This window comes from Helicobacter pylori, assembly GCF_030062585.1.
In the GTDB taxonomy this organism is placed as follows: Bacteria; Campylobacterota; Campylobacteria; order Campylobacterales; family Helicobacteraceae; genus Helicobacter; species Helicobacter pylori_CN.
Genome location: NZ_CP071935.1, coordinates 807,059 through 828,841, shown reverse-complemented (window position 1 = coordinate 828,841; position 21,783 = coordinate 807,059). Strand labels below are relative to the sequence as shown.

The window sequence follows — 21,783 nt, the reverse complement described above, 5'->3', positions numbered from 1 at the left end:
TGAAACGGTCTAATCCAACAAGCGGCATTTTAAATGTTTTAATAAGGAAAAGCGATGTTTTCTAAAATTTGCCCAACTCTTAAGCTTTTAAACGCGCTTAAGGGTTTTTTATTCAAACGCATTTCAAGCCCTGGGCAAACCACTCGCATTGCCAATATGGTTTTGGATATAAAAAACGCTCTTGAGGGCGAAAACGATCCATCAAACAAGGCGGGCAAGACTTTGGATTTGATCGTGGGTTTTAAGAAAGAATACCCACAGGATTTTGACGAATTGTTTGAAATTTTAAAAGAACTCATCCAAGAATACGAGCAAAATCCTGATGAGATCAAGCAAAATCTTAAAGAAATCTTAAAGTAAGGCAAGGCATGAACCACCTTTTAATCCTCTACAATCCTTACTACCAACAAGATGTTATCCAACAGCATTTAAGCGTTTTACAGGAAAAATCCCAAGTGGGTTTTGGTAAAATCCGATCAAAGCTCAACGATCAAGAAAAGCACGACTCCTTAGAAGAAATTTACAAAGCCACCAACGAAAAAAATTTTTTGCAGCTTTTTTTGACCGATTACGCTAATTTATTTGCCGCTAAGGTGGTAAAGGTTTCTAAAGAGATTGATGAGAGTTTGATCCCTAGTTATTATAAAGAAAAAAATTTGGAAGTGGAAGACTTTTTTATTATCAGCGATTTAAGGGAATTAGTCAGGGAAGACTTCAGCCTTTTAAGGGATCAATTTTTAGCCAATTTCATTGCGCCAAACAACCACACTTACGCCATTTATGGGAATAATTATGTTTATCCTTTGCCGGTTAAGTTAAAAGAAGAGCGTTCTTACTTTTTAGGCGATGAAAAACATTATCTGAGCGTGTATAAAAGCAAAGAATATTTAACCATGCAAGAAAATTTCATGCGTTTTGTTTTTGGCAAAAGGCTTTTTTACCTCTTACACCCTGATAGCATCAATAACATCATTCATGCAGAATTAGAGCTTTTACAAAGCGAAAACGATCTTTTGAATGATTTTACCAGCATCATCGTCAAATACTCCAAAACCTTAGAATACGAAATTTATACTTTTGCTAAACAAGTTCTTTTAAAGGTTTGCAAAAAAGATCCCAGCCTTTATGATTTAGTTTATAAAGTCCAAGGAAAATCTTTTACGCTTGAAGATTTTTTCGCTAAAAAGCCCAATCTTGGGACCATGAAACTCCTACTCAAACACGAAAAAGTCCAAGACCATTTAGAAGAAAACTTAAAAAGATTCATCAATTATCCTTTTTCAAAAAGCCTAAGCCTCATTCAAAACATCCGCAATAAAGCCGTTCACGCAAAAGCTCCAGGTTTGAATGAAGTGGAAAAACTCAGGAATGAAATTTTAGGCATAGAAGGCGCGAGCTTACTCAAAGGCGTTTTAATCCACAAGGAAACTTCATAAAAGCGCAACCCATTCAGCATGCGTTTAGCACCGATTTGATAGCGCGAGATTTTAAAACCTATTTAGAGCCTTTAAGAGAGGGGAAAAATTTATTGGGTTTTTCAGGTGGGTTGGATTCTATTTGCTTGTTTCATCTTTTAGTTGGAGAAAACATCGCTTTTGACATCGCTTTAGTGGATTATAACACGCAAAAACAACGCCTTGAAATCATCCAACACGCTCAAAAACTCGCAAAAACACACCATAAAAAATGCCATATCCATTACGCTCCAAAGATTGCGCGCAATTTTGAAATGCAAGCGAGAAAAGTTCGTTATGATTTTTTTGAAACCCTAATCAAAGAGCATTCTTACAAACATTTGATTTTAGCGCACCACTTGAATGACAGACTGGAATGGTTTTTGATGCAATTAAGTAAAGGTGCTGGATTAAACACGCTTTTAAGCTTTCAAGCCTATGAAAAAAGAGAATCTTATGCGATCGTTCGCCCCTTACTCTACACCCCTAAAGAAACCCTTAAAACGCTTGCTAAAGATCGGGAATTTTTTGAAGATAGTTCTAATTCTTCTTTAAAATTCAAACGCAATTTTTTCAGGAAAAATTACGCTAACTCCTTGATGCAACATTATTCTAAGGGCATTATCCAAAGCTTTAAATTTTTGGATCAAGAAAAAGAGCGGCTTTATCCTTTGATGCCCGTTTCACAAATGCATGGGATCACTTTTTTTAAGCGTTCGCAAAACGCGCTGTTTATGGTGGATAAAATCTTAAAGCAAAAGGGGTATGTGTTGAGCTTTTCTCAAAAAGAAGAAATCAAACGCCATTTTTTTAGCTTAGAAATCGCTCAAAAATTCATCATTGAAAGCGATAAAGAGCATGTGTTTATCGCTCTTAAACCCCCAAAAACTTTAAGCATGCCAAAGGATTTTAAAGACAGAGCTAGGAGGTTGGATATCCCTAAACGCTTACGGCCTGTTTTATACGCAGAGTTTTTAAAACAACCAACGCATGGTTTTTTAACCCGTTTCAAACAGAGTTTAATCAATCTATAAAAAAGCTTGATTTTAATCAAACGCTAATTTTAAAGCGCTTTTTAACCTTGATTGTGTCAAAATACAGCAAAAACTTTGATATGAGAGCGGATGGACTTTAAAAATAAAAAATGGCTTTTTCTAGCCCCTCTAGCAGGCTATACGGATTTGCCTTTTAGGAGCGTGGTGAAAAAATTTGGCGTGGATGTTACCACAAGCGAAATGGTGAGCTCGCATTCGTTGGTGTATGCGTTTGATAAAACTTCTAAAATGTTAGAAAAATCCCTTTTAGAAGATCATTTCATGGCGCAAATTTCAGGCTCTAAAGAGGGCGTAGTCAAGGAAGCGGTGGAGAAAATCAACGCTTTAGATCATGTGAGTGGGATTGATTTTAATTGCGGTTGTCCTGCCCCTAAAGTGTCTAATCATGGTAACGGGAGCGGGTTATTGAAGGATTTAAACCACTTAGTGAAGCTTTTAAAAGTGATTAGAGAAAACACCAATAAAAAGATCACAAGCGTGAAAGTGCGTTTAGGCTTTGAAAAGAAAATCCCTAAAGAAATCGCTCATGCCTTAAATGATGCGCCGGTGGATTATGTGGTGGTGCATGGGAGGACACGAAGCGATAGGTATCAAAAAGACAAAATAGATTATGAAAGTATTGCTTTAATGAAAGGGATTTTAAAAAAGCCGGTGATAGCCAATGGCGAAATTGACAGCGTGAAAAAAGCCTTTGAAGTTTTGCAAATCACGCAAGCGGATGGGCTAATGATAGGGCGAGCAGCCTTAAGAGCCCCATGGATATTTTGGCAAATCAGAAACAACACCACAAAATTGCCCGCAGTCGTGAAAAAAGACCTGGTTTTAGAACATTTTGATAAAATGGTGGAGTTTTATGGGGATAGGGGGGTGATCATGTTTAGGAAAAATTTGCATGCTTACGCTAAGGGCGAAATGCAAGCGAGCGCGTTTCGCAACTGCGTCAATACCCTTACAGAAATAAAGAGCATGCGAGAGAGTATAGAGGAATTTTTTAATCAAGAAATGTTGCAAAGTGAAGTGCCATTATGGGTAGAATTGAATCAAAAAAGCGTTTGAAAGCGCTTGTTTTTTTAGCCAGTTTGGGGGTTTTGTGGGGCAATGCCACTGAAAAAACGCCTTTTTTTAAAACGAAAAATCACATTTATTTGGGTTTTAGGCTAGGCACAGGGGCTAATGTGAGCACAAGCATGTGGCAACAAGCCTATAAAGACAACCCCACTTGCCCTAGTAGCGTGTGTTATGGCGAGAAATTAAAAGCCCATTATAAGGGGGGTAAAAACCTGTCTTATACCGGGCAAATAGGCGATGAAATAGCTATTGATAAATACCATATTTTAGGATTAAGGGTGTGGGGGGATGTAGAATACGCTAAAGCGCAATTGGGTCAAAAAGTGGGGGGTAATACCCTTTTATCCCAAGCCAATTATAACCCAAGCGCGATTAAAACCTACGATAGCGCTTCAAACACTCAAGGCTCTTTAAATTTGCAAAAAACCCCAAACCCTCAAGATTTTCTCTTCAATAACGGGCATTTCATGGCGTTTGGTTTGAACGTGAATGTGTTTGTTAATCTCCCCATAGACACCCTTTTAAAACTCGCTTTAAAAACAGAAAAAATGCTGTTTTTTAAAATAGGCGTGTTTGGTGGGGGTGGGGTGGAATACGCAATATTATGGAGTTCTCAATATAAAAACCAAAACACCCATCAAGATGATAAATTTTTTGCAGCGGGTGGGGGGTTTTTTGTGAATTTTGGGGGTTCTTTGTATATAGGCAAGCGCAACCGCTTCAATGTGGGGTTAAAAATCCCTTACTATAGCTTGAGCGCGCAAAGTTGGAAAAACTTCGGCTTTAGCAATGTGTGGCAGCAACAAACGATCCGACAAAACTTCAGCGTTTTTAGGAATAAAGAAGTTTTTGTCAGCTACGCGTTCTTGTTTTAGTTTGGCTTTATTCCCATTAAACACTGATAATAAAATTCAAAAGATCATTTTATCGTTACAAAAATCAACGCTTCAAAGATAAATAGATTAAAATACTCCAAAATCTTTTTTTTTTTTTTTTTTGAAATCCAATCAATTTATAGTAAAATTAGGTTCATTGTAAATATATTATCACTCCATGATATTCTTACAACAAAAACATTACTTTAAGGAACACTTTATGAAAAAACAATTTTTACTCTCTCTCTCTCTCGCTTCATCGCTCTTGCACGCTGAAGACAACGGCTTTTTTGTAGGCGTGGGCTATCAAATCGGCGAAGCGGTGCAAATGGTCAAAAACACCGGCGAATTGAAAAACTTGAACGAAAAATACGAGCAATTAAACCAGTATTTAAATCAAGTGGCTTCGTTGAAGCAAAGCATTCAAAACGCCAACAACATTGAGCTGGTCAATAGCTCTTTAAACTATTTAAAAAGCTTTACCAACAACAACTACAACAGCACCACCCAATCGCCCATCTTTAACGCCGTGCAAGCCGTTATCACTTCGGTATTGGGTTTTTGGAGTCTTTATGCGGGGAACTATTTCACTTTTTTTGTGGGTAATGGGAATCACGCCGCTAGCGTTCAGGGTAACCCTCCTTTTAGCACAATTGTCAGCAACTGCCCAGGACTTGAAAATTGCGCTATGGATCAAACCACTTACGACAAGATGAAAGCGCTCGCTGAAAGCCTCCAAGCAGCTCAAACAAACTCTGCCACTAAAGCGAACAATCTTTGCGCTTTATCCGGATGCGCCACAACAGACTCAACATCAAACCCGCCAAACTCAACCGTAAGCAACGCTCTTGAAACCGCGCAACAGCTTATGGATTTAATCGCAAACACTAAGACGGCTATGATGTGGAAAAATATCGTCATCAGTGGCGTTTCAAACGCATCCGGTGCTATCACATCCACTAATTACCCAACGCAATATGCGGTGTTTAACAACATTAAGGCGATGATACCTATCTTGCAACAAGCGGTTACGCTTTCTCAAAGTAACCACACCCTATCTGCTAGTTTGCAAGCTCAAGCTACAGGATCTCAAACAAACCCCAAATTCGCTAAAGACATCTACGCTTTCGCTCAAAACCAAAAGCAAATCCTTTCTAACGCTTCAAATATATTCAATCTCTTTAATTCTATTCCTAAAGACCAACTTAAGTATTTGGAGAACGCTTACTTGAAAGTGCCACATTTGGGTAAAACCCCTACTGACCCTTACAGACAGAATGTGAATTTGAATAAAGAAGTTCAAACGATTCAAAACAATGTGAGTTATTATGGTAACCGGGTGGATGCGGCTTTAAGCGTGGCTAGAGATGTTTATAACCTAAAATCCAATCAAGCAAACATTGTAACAGCCTATAGCAACGCCAATAATCTAAGCCAAGAGATTTCTAAACTCCCCTATAACCAAGTCAATACAAAAGACATTATTACACTACCTCACGATCAAAACGCCCCAGCAGCGGGCCAATACAACTACCAAATCAACCCAGAGCAGCAATCCAATCTTAACCAAGCTTTAGCGGCGATGAGCAATAACCCCTTTAAAAAAGTGGGCATGATCAGCTCTCAAAACAATAACGGCGCAATGAACGGGCTTGGCGTGCAAGTGGGCTATAAGCAATTCTTTGGCGAAAGCAAAAGATGGGGATTAAGGTATTACGGCTTCTTTGATTACAACCACGGCTACATCAAATCCAGCTTTTTTAATTCTTCTTCTGACATATGGACTTATGGCGTGGGGAGCGATTTGTTAGTGAATTTTATCAACGATAGCGTTACAAGAAAGAACAACAAGCTTTCTGTGGGTCTCTTTGGAGGTATCCAACTAGCAGGGACTACATGGCTTAATTCTCAATACGTGAATTTAACCGCGTTCAATAACCCTTACAGCGCGAAAGTCAATACTTCCAATTTCCAATTCTTGTTCAATCTCGGCTTGAGGACCAATCTCGCTACAGCTAAGAAAAAAGACAGCGAACATTCCGCGCAACATGGTATTGAATTAGGCATTAAAATCCCCACCATTAACACGAATTATTATTCTTTTCTAGGCACTAAGCTAGAATACCGAAGGCTCTATAGCGTGTACCTCAATTATGTGTTTGCTTATTAAAAACTCTCTTTTTTAAAATAGGGGGAGCTTCATCAAAATCTATTTTGATAGTTATCAATATTTGATGAAAATAAAGTCAAAAACAAAATAAACCAAATCACCCAATTATCTTTAATAATTGGGTGATCTAAGAGAATCGTTCAATACTCTTCAAACATTTCTTGGATTTTTTCTTTATCGTTTGTTTTAGTTAAAGCGAGTTGTAAAAGCACCCTAGCTTTTTGGGGGTTTAAATTGTCGCTTGTGATAAAGCCATAAGCCTTGTCATCAATCTCGCCTGAAGTAACCTCACCACTGCCTACCCTGCTAGAACGAACGATAACCACCCCCATTTGGCCCGCTTCTTGCATTGCTTTTAAAAACCCAGCACTCACATTCCCATTACCCACCCCGGCTATCACAACGCCTTTTGCATGCGATTTCAGGCTCGCTTGGAATAAATCAGGGGTCATGCCAGCATGCGTGTAAATAATATCCACTTTAGGCAGGGGGGTTTTTAGCTCTAAAATAGAAAATTCGCTCTCTGTCGTGTGCTTTCTTAAAGGTTGCATGTAATAACGCACCTTGCCATAATACACGCTCCCTATCGTGCCACTATTTAGGGCTTTAAAGGTGGAAGTGTGGGTGGTGTGCGTTTTAATCGCTTCCCTAGCGCTAAAAATACTATCATCCATCACCACCAACACGCCTTTATTCGCGCTTTTTTCATCGATCGCTACGCTCAGCGCGTTATACAAATTCAAAGCGCCATCCGCGCTCAAAGAAGCAGCGTTACGCATCGCTCCCACTAGCACCACCGGTTTTGTGGAGCGTAAAACTAAATTTAAAAAATACGCGCTCTCTTCTAAAGTGTCCGTGCCATGCGTGATGACAACGCCTTGAATACGGCTATCATCTAGCAATTCTTGGGCGCGCTTGGCGAGTTTGAACCATACTTCTTCATTCATGTCTTGTGAGCCGATGTTAGAAACCTGCTCCCCTTGAATGCGAGCGAGTCTGTTAAGACTAGGGATAGCCTTAAGAAGCTCTTTGATGCCCAACTCACCGCTCTTATAACGGCCCAAACTCGCACTCGCGCCGCTCCCGGCAATCGTCCCTCCTGTCGCTAGTAAAGCAATGGTAGGTAAATTTTGAGCCATAACTTGCCCTTTCAAACAAAATAAGAGAATCAAGAATTTCAAAAACATTCTCATTATAGACTACCTTTTGAAATTTAAAAGATTTTATAGTATAGTGAATCGTTGTTAAAATAAATTTAAAAGGGTTAATGGTGGATGCCTTTTTTCAAATTATCGTGTTACTTTTTTCGCTTTTTTTAGGGGCAAGGCTAGGGGGCTTGGGAGTGGGCTATGCTGGGGGCTTGGGCGTGCTTATTTTATGCTTATTTTTGGGGCTAAATCCGGGCAAAATCCCTTTTGATGTGATTTTAATCATCATGGCAGTCATTAGCGCTATCAGCGCCATGCAAAAAGCGGGGGGCTTGGATTACTTAGTCAAAATCGCTGAAAAAATTTTAAGGAAACACCCCAAGCAAATCAATTACCTCGCGCCGAGCGTGGCGTATTTTTTAACGATACTAGCCGGCACTGGGCATACGGTTTTTTCTTTGATCCCGGTGATTGTGGAAGTGAGCCAGAGCCAAAACATCAAACCCAAAGCGCCTTTAAGCTTAGCAGTAGTCTCTAGTCAAGTCGCTATTACCGCAAGCCCGGTGAGCGCAGCGGTGGTGTTTATGAGCGGTATTTTAGAGCCTTTAGGGGCGGATTATCTCACCCTTTTAATGGTTTGGATCCCTACAACTTTTTTAGCTTGCATGCTCACGGCGTTTGTGATGAGTTTCACTAATTTAAAGTTAGACAGCGACCCGAATTATTTAGAACGCTTGGAAGCGGGCAAAATTTCGCCCCCTATGATGAAAAAAGAAAAAGAAACCTCAAAAAGCGCGAAATTATCGCTATGGATTTTTATCGGTGGGGTTGTAGCGATCGTTTTTTATGCGAGCGCGATTTCTAAAAATATCGCTTTGATTAGCCCGGTGGTTTTAGGCAGAGATCAAGCGATCGTGTCTTTCATGCTGAGCGTGGCGACTCTCATTGCGCTTTTTTGTAAGATCAACGCTAATGAAATCGCTCATTCAAGCGTGTTTAAATCCGGCATGCAAGCGTGCGTGTGCGTGTTAGGCGTGGCATGGCTAGGCGATACTTTTGTGAGCAATCATATAGATGAAATCAAGCGATACGCTTCGTTTTTGATTGCAGACTATCCGTTTTTATTAGCCGTAGCGCTTTTTTTGGCTTCCATGCTTTTGTATTCGCAAGCTGCCACCTCTAAAGCGCTCATCCCAAGCGTGATCACAGCCCTAGGCATTAGCGCTCATCATACCGAGCATTTGTATATTATCGTGGCTTCTTTTGCGAGCGTTTCGGCGTTGTTTGTGTTACCCACTTACCCCACTTTACTAGGAGCGATCGCTATGGATAACACCGGCACCACTAAAATGGGCCGTTATGTGTTTGATCATGCGTTTTTGATCCCTGGGGTTTTAGTCGTGTCTTTGAGCGTGGCGTTAGGGTTTGTTGTCGCGCCGTTGGTTTTGTAGATTTCATCATCAATGATAAAAAGCTTGATGTTGCGGTATTTTTTAACACCTCCCTTAAAAAAGAGAGCCTGCATCACTCAGTAAGCGAACACATAATTGAGATACACGCTATAGAGCCTTCTGTATTGCAATTGAGTGCCTAGAAAAGAATAGTAATTCGTGGTAATGGTGGGGATTTTAATGCCTAATTCAATACCATGTTGCGCGGAATGTTCGCTGTCTTTTTTCTTAGCTGTAGCGAGATTGGTCCTCAAACCGAGATTGAACAAAAATTGGAAATTGGAAGTATTGACTTTCGCGCTATAAGGGTTATTGAACGCTGTTAAATTCACATATTGAGAATTAAGCCATGTAGTCCCTGCTAGTTGGATGCCTCCAAAAAGACCCACAGAAAGCTTGTTGTTCTTTCTTGTGATGCTATCGTTGATAATATTCACTAACAAATCGCTCCCACCGCCATAAGTCCATATATCAGAAGACGAATTAAAAAAGCTGGATTTGATGTAGCCGTGGTTGTAATCAAAAAAGCCGTAATACCTTAACCCCCATCTTTTGCTTTCGCCAAAGAATTGCTTATAGCCCACTTGCACGCCAAGCCCGTTCAAAGCGCCGTTATTGTTTTGAGAGCTGATCATGCCCACTTTTTTAAAGGGGTTATTGCTCATCGCCGCTAAAGCTTGAGAAAGATTGGATTGCTGCTCTGGGTTGATTTGGTAGTTGTATTGGCCCGCTGTAGGATCTTTAGGCGACATAACGATGTTTGTTACATTGACCTTATTATAGGGAAGTTTAGAAATCTCTTCGCTCAAATTCTTAGCGTCGTTATAGGCGGTTACAATCTCTGTTTGATTGGATTTTAGGTTATAAACATCTTTAGCCACGCTTAAAGCCGAATCAATCCGATTGCCATAATTAGCTACATTGTTTTGAACCGCATTAATTTCTTTATTCAAATTCACATTCTGTCTGTAAGGGTCAGTAGGGGTTTTACCCAAATGTGGCACTTTCAAGTAAGCGTTCTCCAAATACTTAAGTTGGTCTTTAGGAATAGAATTAAAGAGATTGAATATATTTGAAGCGTTAGAAAGGATTTGCTTTTGGTTTTGAGCTAAAGCGTAAATGTCTTTAGCAAATTCACGATTTTTTTGAGATCCCATAGCTTGAGCTTGCAAGTTAGTAGATAGGGTGTGGTTGCTCTGAGTTAGTTTGAGCGCTTGTTGCAAGATAGGTAGCATCGCCTTGATGTTGTTAAACACCGCATAGTCGGTTACAGGACCAGTGGATGTGATAGCACCAGCACCACCAGGTCTGTTTGTAACACCTGCGATGATTATATTTTTCCACACCATAGAAACCTTGGCTTGTTCGATTAAATCCATAAGCTCTTGCGCGGTTTTAAGAGCTGTAGTCATGGAAGTTTTGTTTCCACTTGATTGATCGCTAGAGCATTCTGATAAGGCACAGAGATTGCCTTGAGCTTTTTGGAGGTTTTCAGCAAGCGTTTTCATTTTATCATAAGTTTCTTTGCTCATAAAACATTGTTGTAATCCTGTGCAGTTCCCATCTTTATGGATTCTTCCAAGAGGAGCATTAGATCCATCATTCAAATTGTTCACAAAAAAACTGAGAGCGTTCCCCGCATAAAGGCTCCAAAAAGCCAATACTGAAGTGATAACAGCTTGCGTGGTGTTGTAGATGGGCGATGTTTCTTTGTTTGTGTGGTTGTTACTCGCAAAGCTTTTCAAATCGCTTAAAGCATTGTTGACAGCCTGAATGTTGTTCGCCGTTTGAATGCTTCGTTTTAACGAAGCCAGTTGGGCTAAAGATTGGCTTAATTGCTCATATTTGTCGTTCAAGTTTTTCAATTCACCAGTGTTTTTGACCATTTGCACCGCTTCGCCGATTTGATAGCCCGCGCTCACAAAAAAGCCGTTGTCTTCAGCATGCAAGAGCGATGAAGCGAGAGAGAGAGAGAGAGTAAAAATTGTTTTTTCATAAAGTGTTCCTTAAAGTAATTTTTTTATTGTAAATAAACATGAATAGAAATGAAAGTTTATTTACAATATGTTTAACTTTACCATAAATTTATTGGATTTCAAAAAAAAAAAAAGATTTTGGGGTGTTTTTAATCTATTTATCTTTGGATTGTTAATTTTTGTAATAATGAAACCATCTTTTGAATTTTATAAGCAATATTCAATGAGAACAGAATTTTGATAACGCTTAACAGAACGCATTTGTCCCAAACGCCACAAAGCGTTTAGGATTTCTGCTTAAAGAATTTGAAGCTTTGATAGAGAAAGGGGTGTAATTTAAGCTCTATTTTTCATTTTCGCCATGATCATTGTGATCGTGGTCTTTTTTGCCTTGTTCTTTGTCATGCCCTTTGCCATGTTTGTCATGACCACCATGTTTATGGTGTTTGTGCATTTTCCCATGCTTGCATGATCTCAACCCAAAATCATCATCCATGTCTTCCATGTTGCCTTTTTTAAGCGCTTCTTTAATGGCTTTTTGGCGGGCTTCAAAATCCGCCACGGTCATGCTGTCTGTGTTTTTAGTCGCATATTCATGCAATTGTTTATGAAACGCCTTTCTCTTGTCTTCAGGCATTTTTTTCATGCGCATTTTCAACTCTTTTGTGTAATCCACAATATCCTGAGGAGCGACAACACCAGCCATTTTAGCCAAATCTTCATCGCTTGTTTTGCTGAAATCTTTGGCGTTTAAAGCCACAAATAACAACGCGCTAATAGAAAGTATTTTCAACGCTTTTTTCATATTTTTCCTTTTAAATTAAATTTTATCTCACTTAGGAGAACAATGTTCGTCTTTTTTCTTAACAGCCCTACACCAAACTTTTCTCGTATCACCGCTGCAAACGCTCACATTAAGTCCTTTTGCCTTGATTTCTTCAGCACTCAAACCTTTGGTTTTTTCTTCTAATTCTTTACGCACTTCTTCACGCATTTTTTTGAAATCTTCTTCGCTCATTTTAGAAAGATTCTTCCTAGCGATCTGGCTGAAATTCGCGCGGAATTTCTTAGCGTCCTCAGCGTTTAAAGCTTTAAGGCGTTTAGACACTTCCATGCGATAATCAATCGCTTCATTAGAAGGCAGAGTGCCTGCTAATTTTAAAAGTTCTTCGTTTTTGAGTTGCGAAAAATCCCTAGCGCCTAAAACCTGTAATCCAAGCAAAGCTAACAGGCAAAAAGCCAAACTCCTTCTCATTCCCAATTCCTTGTTGTCTAAATTTTTGCCGCATGACGACAGCAAATTTTGGCATTTTACCATATTAATTTTAACTTATTCTCAAACGCCACTAAGAGCGGTAAAAAATGGGGTTTTTAAATTTCGTGCAACCATTGTGTATCATCATTTAATTTTTATTTATAAAGGTCGTTTTAAACCCTAAAATTTTAAAATATCGTTTTTGAATTTTTGATGGTAGCGTTATGGTTTTAGCTTATTTTGAGTGAAAGGATCAAGATGTTTGTGGTTTTTATAGAAGGTTTTGGTTTAGCGATTTCTTTGTGCGCGGCGGTGGGGGCGCAATCCTTGTTTATTATAGAGCGAGGCATGGCTAGGAATTATGTGTTTTTGATTTGCGCTCTGTGTTTTATGTGCGATATTGTGTTAATGAGCATGGGCGTGTTTGGCGTGGGGGCTTATTTTGCGAAAAACCTTTATTTGAGTTTGTTTTTGAATTTATTTGGGGCAGTTTTTACCGGATTTTACGCTTTTTTAGCTTTAAAAACCCTTTTTCAAACCTTTAAAAAGAAGCAAGTCCAAACCCCCAAAAAACTATCCTTAAAAAAGACCTTATTGTTCACTTTAGGCGTTACTTTACTCAACCCTCAAGTGTATTTGGAAATGGTGTTTTTAATTGGCGCGAGCGCTTTATCTTTTAACCTAGCTCAAAAATTCGTCTTTCTAGCCGGCACTTTATCGGCGGCTCTTTCTTGGCTTTTATTGTTATGCACCTTGTCCTTACGCTATGGCTCTAAACTTTTAAACAACCAAAAAATTTTTATGGGCGTGAATCTCTTTGTAACCGCTATCATGGGAACGCTCAGCGTTACTTTATTCAGGGATTTTTTAGCGCTATTGAGTAAAACTTAAAAAGGGGCTAGTTTTAAGTCATTTTGCATTACAATACTCCTAAATGAGTTTTAAGGATTACAATCAATATGCAAGTTTTAGCGTTAAAATACCGCCCCAAACATTTTAGCGAGCTAGTCGGTCAAGAGAGCGTGGCTAAAACGCTTTCTTTAGCCCTAGACAACCAGCGTTTGGCTAACGCTTATTTATTCAGCGGATTAAGAGGTTCAGGCAAAACCAGCTCTTCTAGGATTTTTGCTAGGGCTTTGATGTGTGAAGAAGGGCCAAAAGCCGTGCCTTGCGATACTTGCATCCAATGCCAGAGCGCTTTAAACAACCACCACATAGATATTATAGAAATGGATGGGGCGTCTAATAGGGGGATTGATGATGTCCGTAACCTCATAGAGCAAACGCGCTACAAACCAAGCTTTGGGCGCTATAAAATCTTTATCATTGATGAAGTGCATATGTTCACCACTGAAGCGTTTAACGCGCTTTTAAAGACTTTAGAAGAGCCTCCTAGCCATGTGAAATTCCTTTTAGCGACAACGGATGCCTTGAAATTGCCCGCTACCATACTCAGCCGCACCCAGCATTTCAGGTTTAAAAAAATCCCTGAAAATTCCGTTATTTCTCATTTAAAAACCATTTTAGAAAAAGAACAAGTGAGCTATGAAAACAGCGCGTTAGAAAAACTGGCTCACAGCGGGCAAGGGAGTTTGAGGGATACGATCACTCTTTTAGAACAAGCCATCAATTATTGCGATAACGCTATCACAGAAAGCAAGGTGGCTGAAATGTTAGGGGCGATTGACCGAAGCGTTTTAGAAGATTTTTTCCAAAGCCTAATTAACCAAGATGAAGTGCGATTGCAAGAGCGTTATGCCATTTTAGAAAATTATGAAACAGAGGGCGTTTTAGAAGAAATGATGCTTTTTTTGAAAGCGAAATTATTAAGCCCTGATTCGTATTCTATCCTTTTGATAGAGCGCTTTTTTAAAATCATTATGAATAGTCTCAGTCTTTTGAAAGAAGGGGCAAATGCCAGTTTTGTGCTGTTGTTATTGAAAATGAAATTCAAAGAAGCTTTGAAACTCAAAGCCCTAGACGATGCGATTTTGGAATTAGAACAAAGCAAAGAAAGCGTTTTTAAACCAATAAATCAAAACGCTAACGCCCCTAAACAAGAACCCAAAAGCACAGAAAGAATAGAGGGAACAGAAAAAAGAGAGAGTGCAGAAAGAATAGAGAGTGCAGAAACCCCGCAAACTCCCATGCTTTCAGCTAAAGATCGCATTTTTCACAACCTTTTCAAGCAAGTTCAAACATTGGTTTATGAGCGCAATTATGAGTTAGGGGCGGTGTTTGAAAAAAATATCCGTTTCATTGATTTTGACAGCCAAACTAAAACCTTGACTTGGGAGTCTTTAGCCACCAATAAAGATAAAGAGCTTTTAAGAGAACGATTTAAAATCGTGAAAAGTATCGTTGATGGGGTTTTTGGAAAGGGCGAAAATATCAAAATCGCTTTAAAACATCATTTGGAAAATAAAAGCACTCTAGAAACTCAAGAGGTTAAAGATTTTAAAATCTCTTCTTTAAGGGAAAAAATCTTACCCCAACCAACCACCGAAACGACGGCTGAAATGCAAGAAAACGATACTAAAGAAGCGGTTGGAAAAGCGCTTCAAACGAAAGAAAACGACACTAAAGAGGTTCAAGAAAAAGAGATTAAAGAAAACGAAACTAAAGAGACTAAAGAAGCCAAACCCAAAGAAGCCCCAACAGCGTTGCAAGAATTTATGGCTAACCACTCTGAGCTGATTGAAGAAATTAAGAGCGAGTTTGAAATCAAAAGCGTGGAATTGTTATGAGGGCGAATTTAGATGAGTTGGACAAAGTGGCGGCTGTAATTTTAAAAGATGATTTTAAGGGAGTGGTGCTTTTAAAGGGCGTTGTGGGGAGCGGTAAAACGACCTTAGTTCAAGCGTGCTTGAAACATTTGGGTTTAGACATTCAAGCGACTTCCCCAACCTTTAGCTTGATGCATGCTTATAGCGAGAGCGTGTTCCATTACGATTTTTACATGCGCGATTTAAAGGCTTGCTTGGAGCTTGGCATGTTGGAGTGTTTGTTAGAAAAGGGGATTCATTTTGTGGAATGGGGTGATGAAAAATTAGAAAAAATTTTAAAAAAATACGATTTAGCTATTAAGGTTGTGGAAATCAAAACCGAATCAACTAGCCGTTTTTATACGATAAAGATCGCTTAAAGGGTCGCTTGAATGGATATTTTAAAAGCAGAGCATTTAAACAAACAGATTAAAAAAACCAAAATCGTTTCAGATGTTTCTTTAGAAGTGAAAAGCGGCGAAGTGGTGGGGCTTTTAGGGCCTAATGGGGCGGGTAAAACCACCACCTTTTATATGATATGTGGGCTTTTAGAGCCTAGTGGGGGGAGCGTTTATTTAAACGATGTGAATTTAGCTAAATACCCTTTACACAAGCGTTCTAATTTAGGCATAGGCTACTTGCCCCAAGAATCTAGCATTTTTAAAGAATTGAGCGTGGAAGAGAATCTGGCCCTAGCAGGAGAGAGCACTTTTAAAAACTCTAAAGAGAGCGAAGAAAAAATGGAAAGCTTGCTTGATGCTTTTAATATCCAAGCCATAAGAGAGCGCAAGGGCATGAGTTTGAGTGGGGGGGAAAGAAGGCGCGTAGAAATCGCTAGGGCTTTAATGAAAAACCCTAAATTCGTGCTATTAGATGAGCCTTTTGCGGGCGTGGATCCGATTGCAGTGATTGACATTCAAAAAATCATTGAAAGCCTGATTGAGCTAAACATCGGCGTGTTGATTACTGATCACAATGTGCGAGAGACTTTGAGCGTGTGCCACAGGGCGTATGTGATTAAAAGCGGCACGCTTTTAGCGAGCGGGAACGCTAATGAAATTTATGAAAACGCTTTGGTGCGTAAGTATTATTTAGGGGAAAATTTTAAGGTGTGAATATGGCGATCTTACGTGCAAACCTTAGCCCTAAAAACAAATTAAACGCTACCTTAAAAGGGTGGCTTCCCATTTTACAAAGCGAGCTTGAAGACTTGGAAGAAGTGTTGAAACAAAACGCTTTAGATAACCCCTTAATCAAAATTGAAAACAAACGCATCAAAAATTTTAGCGATCGTTTTAGCGCTAAAAAGAGCAGCGATCATTTAGAAAATTTCGCAACCGCATCTAAAAGTCTTTTTGAAACTTTAGAATCTCAAATCATTCCCCCTCTCTTTCCCACTGAAACCTCTCAAAAAATCGCTATGGATATTATCAGCGGGTTGGATGGTGAAGGGTATTTTGAAGAAAACATTGAAGAAAGGGCTAAGATTTTAGGGGTAGAGAGCGAAGTTTATGAAAAAGTGCGCGAGCGTTTTAGTTACCTTAATCCCGCTGGCATTGGCGCTAAAGATGTGAAAGAGAGCTTTTTATTCCAGTTAGAGAGTAGGGAATTGGACGATAATGAGCTTTATGAAGAAACGCGAAAAATCATTTTGAATTTAGAAAAACACCATGAATTTTCTAAAGATTTTTATTATGAAAAGGCTTTAAAGATTTTAAAATCCTTTAAAAACCCCCCAGCCATTGAGTTTTTAGAAAAAGAAATAGAAGTCATTCCTGAGCTTTTTATTCTAGAAGTGGATAATGAAATCATCGTGCGTTTGAATGATGAGAGCTACCCGACGATCAGTTTAGAAGAAAATCGCTTTAAGGATAGCGATTATTTGAAAGAAAAACTAAAAGAGGCCAAAGATTTAATTGACGCGTTAAATTTAAGAAAGGCCACGATTTATAAAATCGGCCTCATGCTTTTAGAGTATCAATACGATTTTTTTAAGGGTAAGGAATTGCGTCCTTTAAAGCTATTAGATTTAGCCAATGAGTTTAACCACTCTGTAAGCACGATTTCAAGGGCCATTTCTAATAAATATTTGGCATGCGAAAGGGGGGTTTTCCCTATTAAGCATTTCTTTAGCACCGCCTTAGACAATAGCGAGACTTCAAACGCTGTGATTAAAGACTATCTTTTAGAATTGATCAAAAATGAAGACAAAAAAGAGCCTTTGAGCGACGCTAAGATTTTAGAACTCATTGAAGAAAAATTCCATTTGAAAATGGTAAGAAGAACGATCACCAAATACCGCCAATTGCTCAACATCGCTTCTTCAAGCGAGAGAAAAAGGCTCTATTTGATGCGCGCTTGAAAACCATGATTTTAGGGCTTATTCTTATTGAGTATCATTTGCCCTTGTATGCGTGTGAGTTCAAACTCTTGGGATACTTTGGCGAGTTGGTATAAGCTTTCTGTATTGCGCGTGTCTAAAGCCTTAATGTAAGCCTCTTTTTGTTCTTTGGTGATCACAAATGGTATTAAGTTTTGCTCTAAAACGCTATAAAAGATTAGCATTCTGCCCACCTTACCATTACCATCGCTAAAAGGGTGTATCCTTTCAAACAAAATGTGTTGTTCTAAAATAGTTTTTAGTTTTTCTTCTTTATCTTGTAAGGTTTTCATCTTATAATTGAGATTATCGCACCATTCTTTCATAGCCATAGGCGCTTGAAAATGAGGGGTCGTTTCAAAACTAGCTTCTAAAATCGTATTATCAGTCGTTTTGAAAGCCCCCTTATTAGGGAGTAAAAAATTCATTAAAATCCCATGCAACTCTCTTATAAAAAAACTATCAACGCTTTGTCCTTTATTCAGATTTTCTAATAGAAAGAAGAGCATGTTTTGATAGTTTTTCACTTCAAAGAAAGCTCTTTGAGGCATTTCTCTAGGAATGTATTCAGTGGTTAAAATACTTATAGTTTCAGCAAGGCTCAAAGGATTGTTTTCAATAGCAGTGCTATGATGAGCTGTGCGAATGGTTAAATCCATAGCGTAATCGTTAAATTCTAATAATTCTTTATAATTCATTACTTAAAATCCCTAAACAATTTCCCTAAATCCAAATCAAGCAGTTCCGTTTGGGATCGCAATTCTAAAAGGTTTTGAGCCCCTTTAATCAAATCGTTACTGGAAATGCCATGAGAAAGAGAGATTTGAGCTTCTAAAAACGCGCTCAAATGATCGCACACTTTCAAAAGCTCCCCACAAACCCCAAAATATTCATCGCTGTTATAAAGCGTGAATAATTCTTCAGCGTCTTTAGTGAAAATGATTTTGTGGGACTTGTCTTTGTAGCGGTTTTTGAACTCGTTTTCGGTGAAATATTTCAAATCTTCTTGAACGCCCAAAGACACAAAAGAATAGACTTTGTTTTGCATTTCCTTTTTTTCAATTTCTTTAATGCAGTGATCAAGCCCTGCAACGCTTTGTTTGATGGGCGTGATAATGTCTCGGGTCAAAATCTCGGGTAAATCATGGAAAAGCCCGCCCAAAAAATGATTGATCCGCATGCTTTTACAAGCTTTTAAATCAAAGCTCAACAAATACCCCATAAGCGCCACGCACAAGGTATGCCCTAAGACACTGGTTTGCGGCACTCTTGGGGTCTGGCTCCAGCGCTTTTGGAAACGCAACTGCCCAAACATGCTCACCAATTTTTTCAAATCTTCTTTTTCCCCAAAAAGCCCTTCAAACAAATGATCGTTATTGTGGAGTTGCTTGTCAATTTTATCTTTAATTTCTTTCACGCCATACATGTTGGGGTTAAAATGATAAATAATATCAAACTCCCACTTAGACGCATAAAAATGCGCGCTCTCTAAAATTTGAGTTTCTAAAATTTGGGGTCTGTGGCTTAAATACTCTTTGAGTTCCTCTAAAGAAAAATACGCGCTGATTTCATCTTGCAAACTTTGCGCGACATAGGAGGCTAATTCTTGGCTGTGCGTTTGTTGGAGGGCGTAAAAAATAGGGGGTTTAATATCGGTTAAAACCAGGCGCTCCAAAAACTCAAAGCAAAAATACTTGATTAAAAGATCTAAATCTAAATCTTTACCCCTGTCTTTTGAATCTTTAGCGAGTAAATACGCAATCATCGCTTTATGGGCTTGCTTGTCTAATTCCACAAATTCCAAAGGGCATGCTTGGTCATTCCAACGCCTAATAGACGCGCCCGCAAACACACGCCTTAAAAATTTAGTCTTGAGTTTAGGGGCTTTTAGGGGTTTAATAGGATGAGCCGCATACATAACTTTCCTTTCTATATTATTTTGAATATTAAAGCTATGATCTTATTAAGAAATACTGATTGGATCGCACAAGATTGAAAAATCTTAGCGTACCACTATCAATACTAACTTAAATCTTATTATACGAAAAAGAGACAAAAATAAGGCTTTTATTTAAAAAAATATTATTTCTGTCATGGATTTCGCACTTAATGGATTTTATACTTAAAACACCCACCCGTAATTAAAAAACACCTTAAAATGGCTAGCCCCTTCATTAAAAACAAAAGAGTTGGTGTAATCGCCACCATTAGAAACGACGCTAGCTTTTCTTTGGATCAAAGGAACGCTAATCCCTACAGAATACTTAGAATGCTTATAGCGGTAATTCAACCCAGTAGCCACATCTAAATTGCCGCTCCCTTTGACTTTATTCAACACATAATAGCTGTTATACAAGCCCCTTAACCCACCAAAGATACCAAAAGAGGAAGAAAAGTTCCTTTTGGTTTGAATATCTATAGGGCTATTTTTATTGGAGTAAGTGGTGATAAAATCCAACAACAAATCTATCCCCCCACCATAGCTCAATTGCTGGAATTTTTGATTAAGGGCTTTAGAATAGTTGTATTTCACAATGCCATAATAAGCTAGCCCTATGAAATCATTAAAGTAATTTTGATAGCCTATTTTAGCGTTAACCCCTAAAATAGGGCTTCTAAAACTTTGCGAAGCGCTTGAAGAATAGTGGTTGGTAACGCTAGAAGTGACAAAGGTTTTTTGAATGGTGCCAAGCATGGAATTGGCTAAATCTTGCGTGTTCAAACTAGCGTTTAGATTGTAGTTTGTTTGACTCCCCAAGTTAGCGTAGTTGATCGGCAAGGCGTTTTGATTGATGAGCTGCTGCCAAACCGCTGCTGTTACCCCTAAAAAGCCAGCTGGGACATCCGCGCAATTGTGATAGATGGAATTAGGGTAGTTGCTAGGGAAAGCGGGCTGATTGGAACCCCCATAAAGCGAACACACATTATAGGGGAGGCCATCAGAATCTTTTGGTTTGCCACTATTATCCTTTTCCACTTGACCATCTTTCATCACCGGCACTCTTTGATAAGTCATGTTCCCATTGTGTCCATAGCCTTTAGTGTGGCTGAATTCATGCAAGATGGTTCTTAAATCAGCCAAATTGATGGTTTTAAGGTCGTTGCCAAAGAGTTTTTGGGGTTCTAAGGCATAGGCTTCTACTCCTAATGTGCCATATTCACCATCATTACCATATCCATTAGCTAACCCCACAACCCCTGAATTTTTTAAAACAACCGCATCAATTTCTATTTTTTTTCTAAAATTATTAATAATACCTTGTTTGTTGAGTATATATTGTTGATCGACTTTAGTATCAACACGCCCATTTACTCCGGGATTTACACATTTTGAAGGATCATTATCGCAATCTGTTGAGCTGTTAGTGAATTCAAAAGGAGCGTTTAAGATCGCATCGCCCCAAGATTGGGAGTCTAAGACAGCGATCATGTTCAACATTAAATTAGTGAATTCTTCTGCGGTTTGTGGGGTGAAATTTTGCCAACAATCATTTTTTGTATTACCATTATTATTGTAAGGACAAGTGTTGAAATTGTTTGGATTTTCATTACTATATTTCATTATAAGATTTGTCTTAATCTTATTGAGCGTTTCAAACACCCTCTGCGTGTTAGTATCAGAAATAGAAGTGCTAGTGGTTTCAAATTTTGGAAAAAAGAAAGTATAGGGGCCAATTTTATCAAACGCCTCTTTTAGACTATCAAATGCCTCCCCAGGTAAAACAATCTTAGAGTGTTTGGGGATAGTCTCTATCACGCCCAAATCGATCACATTGCCTTGAGCGTCTGTAAAGCTAAGCTTCACATTGCTTAGATTATAGGGCAAGAAGTTTTCTATAGTTAATTGACCATTATACATATACAACACTCTAACAGGGGATAAAGATGAGAATTTTAATTTTGAAATCGCTTCGGCATTGGTGAATAAACTAGCCGCTCTTTTTAAAATCGTGTCTGTGGGTAAATAATTGTAAGTCGCGTAAGTGTTTTTTGTGGTGGTGTGTCTTTTTTCTTGCGTTTGTGCGCCTTCTAATAGCCCGGTTTCAAAGCCGGCTTCTATGAAAAAGCCATTTTTCTCGTTCGCTTCTAAAGCGCTGAATAATAAAAGTGGGATGAATAGTTTTCTCATGGTTATCTCTTTTTAGTTTATAGTGCCTTTATTATACAATTTAAGGGAATGGTTTGT

The 21,783-nt window shown here is 38.7% G+C and carries 19 protein-coding genes; 12 read left to right on the top strand and 7 right to left on the bottom strand.

Annotated features, from left to right (window positions below):
* The first annotated feature begins 54 nt into the window (after window positions 1-54).
* The 6 genes from J5F42_RS03860 (at window position 55) to sabA (J5F42_RS03835) (ending at window position 6,622) form a co-directional block, all read left to right on the top strand.
* The gene (locus J5F42_RS03860; protein ID WP_346772045.1) at window positions 55-360 is read left to right on the top strand and encodes a hypothetical protein; all 306 of its coding nucleotides are present in this window, start codon (window positions 55-57) and stop codon (window positions 358-360) included.
* A gap of 8 nt (window positions 361-368) precedes the next feature.
* Window positions 369-1,436 carry an HP0729 family protein gene (locus J5F42_RS03855; protein ID WP_283491101.1) on the top strand — a complete coding sequence of 356 codons (1,068 nt, stop codon included), beginning with the start codon at window positions 369-371 and terminating at the stop codon, window positions 1,434-1,436.
* Window positions 1,437-1,471: 35 nt separating this feature from the next.
* Window positions 1,472-2,488 (top strand): tRNA lysidine(34) synthetase TilS, encoded by a 1,017-nt coding sequence (gene tilS, locus J5F42_RS03850; RefSeq protein WP_283491100.1) that lies wholly within the window; start codon window positions 1,472-1,474, stop codon window positions 2,486-2,488.
* Between the two features lie 90 nt (window positions 2,489-2,578).
* Window positions 2,579-3,565, top strand: coding sequence for a tRNA dihydrouridine synthase (locus J5F42_RS03845; protein WP_283491099.1), 987 nt, complete (start codon window positions 2,579-2,581; stop codon window positions 3,563-3,565).
* Window positions 3,535-4,452, top strand: a complete 918-nt coding sequence (locus J5F42_RS03840) for an outer membrane beta-barrel protein (RefSeq protein WP_283491098.1) — start codon at window positions 3,535-3,537, stop codon at window positions 4,450-4,452. Before J5F42_RS03845 ends, J5F42_RS03840 begins: the two co-directional genes overlap by 31 nt.
* Window positions 4,453-4,672: 220 nt before the next feature.
* Window positions 4,673-6,622: a Hop family adhesin SabA/HopD gene (gene sabA, locus J5F42_RS03835; protein ID WP_283491097.1), complete on the top strand. Its 1,950-nt coding sequence runs from the start codon at window positions 4,673-4,675 to the stop codon at window positions 6,620-6,622.
* Window positions 6,623-6,762: 140 nt separating this feature from the next.
* On the opposite strand, the gene J5F42_RS03830 is transcribed toward sabA (J5F42_RS03835), so the two are convergent.
* Window positions 6,763-7,815, bottom strand: coding sequence for an asparaginase (locus J5F42_RS03830; RefSeq protein ID WP_283491096.1), 1,053 nt, complete (start codon window positions 7,813-7,815; stop codon window positions 6,763-6,765).
* Window positions 7,816-7,889: 74 nt separating this feature from the next.
* Between J5F42_RS03830 and J5F42_RS03825 the strand changes: the two genes are divergently transcribed.
* Window positions 7,890-9,221: an anaerobic C4-dicarboxylate transporter gene (locus J5F42_RS03825; RefSeq protein ID WP_283491594.1), complete on the top strand. Its 1,332-nt coding sequence runs from the start codon at window positions 7,890-7,892 to the stop codon at window positions 9,219-9,221.
* A gap of 77 nt (window positions 9,222-9,298) precedes the next feature.
* On the opposite strand, the gene sabA (J5F42_RS03820) is transcribed toward J5F42_RS03825, so the two are convergent.
* The 3 genes from sabA (J5F42_RS03820) to J5F42_RS03810 form a co-directional block, all read right to left on the bottom strand.
* Entirely contained in the window at window positions 9,299-11,206 is a 1,908-nt protein-coding gene (gene sabA, locus J5F42_RS03820) for a Hop family adhesin SabA/HopD (RefSeq protein WP_283491603.1), read from the bottom strand.
* A 334-nt stretch (window positions 11,207-11,540) separates the two neighbouring features.
* Window positions 11,541-12,002, bottom strand: coding sequence for a sialic acid-binding protein (locus J5F42_RS03815; RefSeq protein WP_078303596.1), 462 nt, complete (start codon window positions 12,000-12,002; stop codon window positions 11,541-11,543).
* A 27-nt stretch (window positions 12,003-12,029) separates the two neighbouring features.
* Window positions 12,030-12,452, bottom strand: a complete 423-nt coding sequence (locus J5F42_RS03810; protein ID WP_283491593.1) for a DUF1104 domain-containing protein — start codon at window positions 12,450-12,452, stop codon at window positions 12,030-12,032.
* Between the two features lie 258 nt (window positions 12,453-12,710).
* On the opposite strand from J5F42_RS03810, the gene J5F42_RS03805 reads away from it, so the two are divergent.
* From J5F42_RS03805 to J5F42_RS03785, 5 genes are all read left to right on the top strand, one after another.
* Window positions 12,711-13,343, top strand: a complete 633-nt coding sequence (locus J5F42_RS03805) for a LysE family transporter (RefSeq protein ID WP_000498348.1) — start codon at window positions 12,711-12,713, stop codon at window positions 13,341-13,343.
* 68 nt (window positions 13,344-13,411) lie between these two features.
* A complete protein-coding gene (locus J5F42_RS03800; protein ID WP_283491592.1) occupies window positions 13,412-15,199 on the top strand; it encodes a DNA polymerase III subunit gamma/tau in 1,788 nt (595 codons plus the stop codon).
* The gene (gene tsaE, locus J5F42_RS03795; RefSeq protein ID WP_021175853.1) at window positions 15,196-15,597 is read left to right on the top strand and encodes a tRNA (adenosine(37)-N6)-threonylcarbamoyltransferase complex ATPase subunit type 1 TsaE; all 402 of its coding nucleotides are present in this window, start codon (window positions 15,196-15,198) and stop codon (window positions 15,595-15,597) included. The genes J5F42_RS03800 and tsaE overlap by 4 nt, the downstream gene beginning before the upstream one ends.
* 12 nt (window positions 15,598-15,609) lie before the next feature.
* Window positions 15,610-16,332: an LPS export ABC transporter ATP-binding protein gene (lptB, locus tag J5F42_RS03790; protein WP_000353240.1), complete on the top strand. Its 723-nt coding sequence runs from the start codon at window positions 15,610-15,612 to the stop codon at window positions 16,330-16,332.
* Window positions 16,333-16,334: 2 nt separating this feature from the next.
* Window positions 16,335-17,579, top strand: a complete 1,245-nt coding sequence (locus J5F42_RS03785; protein WP_283491591.1) for an RNA polymerase factor sigma-54 — start codon at window positions 16,335-16,337, stop codon at window positions 17,577-17,579.
* Between the two features lie 11 nt (window positions 17,580-17,590).
* Here the strand turns inward: J5F42_RS03785 and J5F42_RS03780 are convergent, their stop codons facing one another.
* From J5F42_RS03780 to J5F42_RS03770, 3 genes are all read right to left on the bottom strand, one after another.
* A complete protein-coding gene (locus tag J5F42_RS03780) occupies window positions 17,591-18,295 on the bottom strand; it encodes a Fic family protein (RefSeq protein ID WP_283491590.1) in 705 nt (234 codons plus the stop codon).
* Window positions 18,295-19,515 carry an HD domain-containing protein gene (locus J5F42_RS03775; RefSeq protein WP_283491589.1) on the bottom strand — a complete coding sequence of 407 codons (1,221 nt, stop codon included), beginning with the start codon at window positions 19,513-19,515 and terminating at the stop codon, window positions 18,295-18,297. Before J5F42_RS03775 ends, J5F42_RS03780 begins: the two co-directional genes overlap by 1 nt.
* A 204-nt stretch (window positions 19,516-19,719) precedes the next feature.
* Complete coding sequence (locus J5F42_RS03770; protein ID WP_283491588.1) at window positions 19,720-21,726, bottom strand: porin family protein; 2,007 nt, start codon at window positions 21,724-21,726, stop codon at window positions 19,720-19,722.
* Window positions 21,727-21,783 lie beyond the last annotated feature (57 nt).

What these genes read in the sequence shown, in the direction of transcription:
- J5F42_RS03860 (WP_346772045.1), top strand. Translation starts at nt 55, where the DNA reads ATGTTTTCTAAAATTTGCCCAACTCTTAAGCTTTTAAACGCGCTTAAG.
- J5F42_RS03855 (WP_283491101.1), top strand. Translation starts at nt 369, where the DNA reads ATGAACCACCTTTTAATCCTCTACAATCCTTACTACCAACAAGATGTT.
- J5F42_RS03845 (WP_283491099.1), top strand. Translation starts at nt 2,579, where the DNA reads ATGGACTTTAAAAATAAAAAATGGCTTTTTCTAGCCCCTCTAGCAGGC.
- J5F42_RS03840 (WP_283491098.1), top strand. Translation starts at nt 3,535, where the DNA reads ATGGGTAGAATTGAATCAAAAAAGCGTTTGAAAGCGCTTGTTTTTTTA.
- sabA (WP_283491097.1), top strand. Translation starts at nt 4,673, where the DNA reads ATGAAAAAACAATTTTTACTCTCTCTCTCTCTCGCTTCATCGCTCTTG.
- J5F42_RS03830 (WP_283491096.1), bottom strand. Translation starts at nt 7,815, where the DNA reads ATGAGAATGTTTTTGAAATTCTTGATTCTCTTATTTTGTTTGAAAGGG.
- J5F42_RS03825 (WP_283491594.1), top strand. Translation starts at nt 7,890, where the DNA reads ATGGTGGATGCCTTTTTTCAAATTATCGTGTTACTTTTTTCGCTTTTT.
- J5F42_RS03815 (WP_078303596.1), bottom strand. Translation starts at nt 12,002, where the DNA reads ATGAAAAAAGCGTTGAAAATACTTTCTATTAGCGCGTTGTTATTTGTG.
- J5F42_RS03810 (WP_283491593.1), bottom strand. Translation starts at nt 12,452, where the DNA reads ATGAGAAGGAGTTTGGCTTTTTGCCTGTTAGCTTTGCTTGGATTACAG.
- J5F42_RS03805 (WP_000498348.1), top strand. Translation starts at nt 12,711, where the DNA reads ATGTTTGTGGTTTTTATAGAAGGTTTTGGTTTAGCGATTTCTTTGTGC.
- J5F42_RS03800 (WP_283491592.1), top strand. Translation starts at nt 13,412, where the DNA reads ATGCAAGTTTTAGCGTTAAAATACCGCCCCAAACATTTTAGCGAGCTA.
- tsaE (WP_021175853.1), top strand. Translation starts at nt 15,196, where the DNA reads ATGAGGGCGAATTTAGATGAGTTGGACAAAGTGGCGGCTGTAATTTTA.
- lptB (WP_000353240.1), top strand. Translation starts at nt 15,610, where the DNA reads ATGGATATTTTAAAAGCAGAGCATTTAAACAAACAGATTAAAAAAACC.
- J5F42_RS03785 (WP_283491591.1), top strand. Translation starts at nt 16,335, where the DNA reads ATGGCGATCTTACGTGCAAACCTTAGCCCTAAAAACAAATTAAACGCT.
- J5F42_RS03780 (WP_283491590.1), bottom strand. Translation starts at nt 18,295, where the DNA reads ATGAATTATAAAGAATTATTAGAATTTAACGATTACGCTATGGATTTA.
- J5F42_RS03775 (WP_283491589.1), bottom strand. Translation starts at nt 19,515, where the DNA reads ATGTATGCGGCTCATCCTATTAAACCCCTAAAAGCCCCTAAACTCAAG.
- J5F42_RS03770 (WP_283491588.1), bottom strand. Translation starts at nt 21,726, where the DNA reads ATGAGAAAACTATTCATCCCACTTTTATTATTCAGCGCTTTAGAAGCG.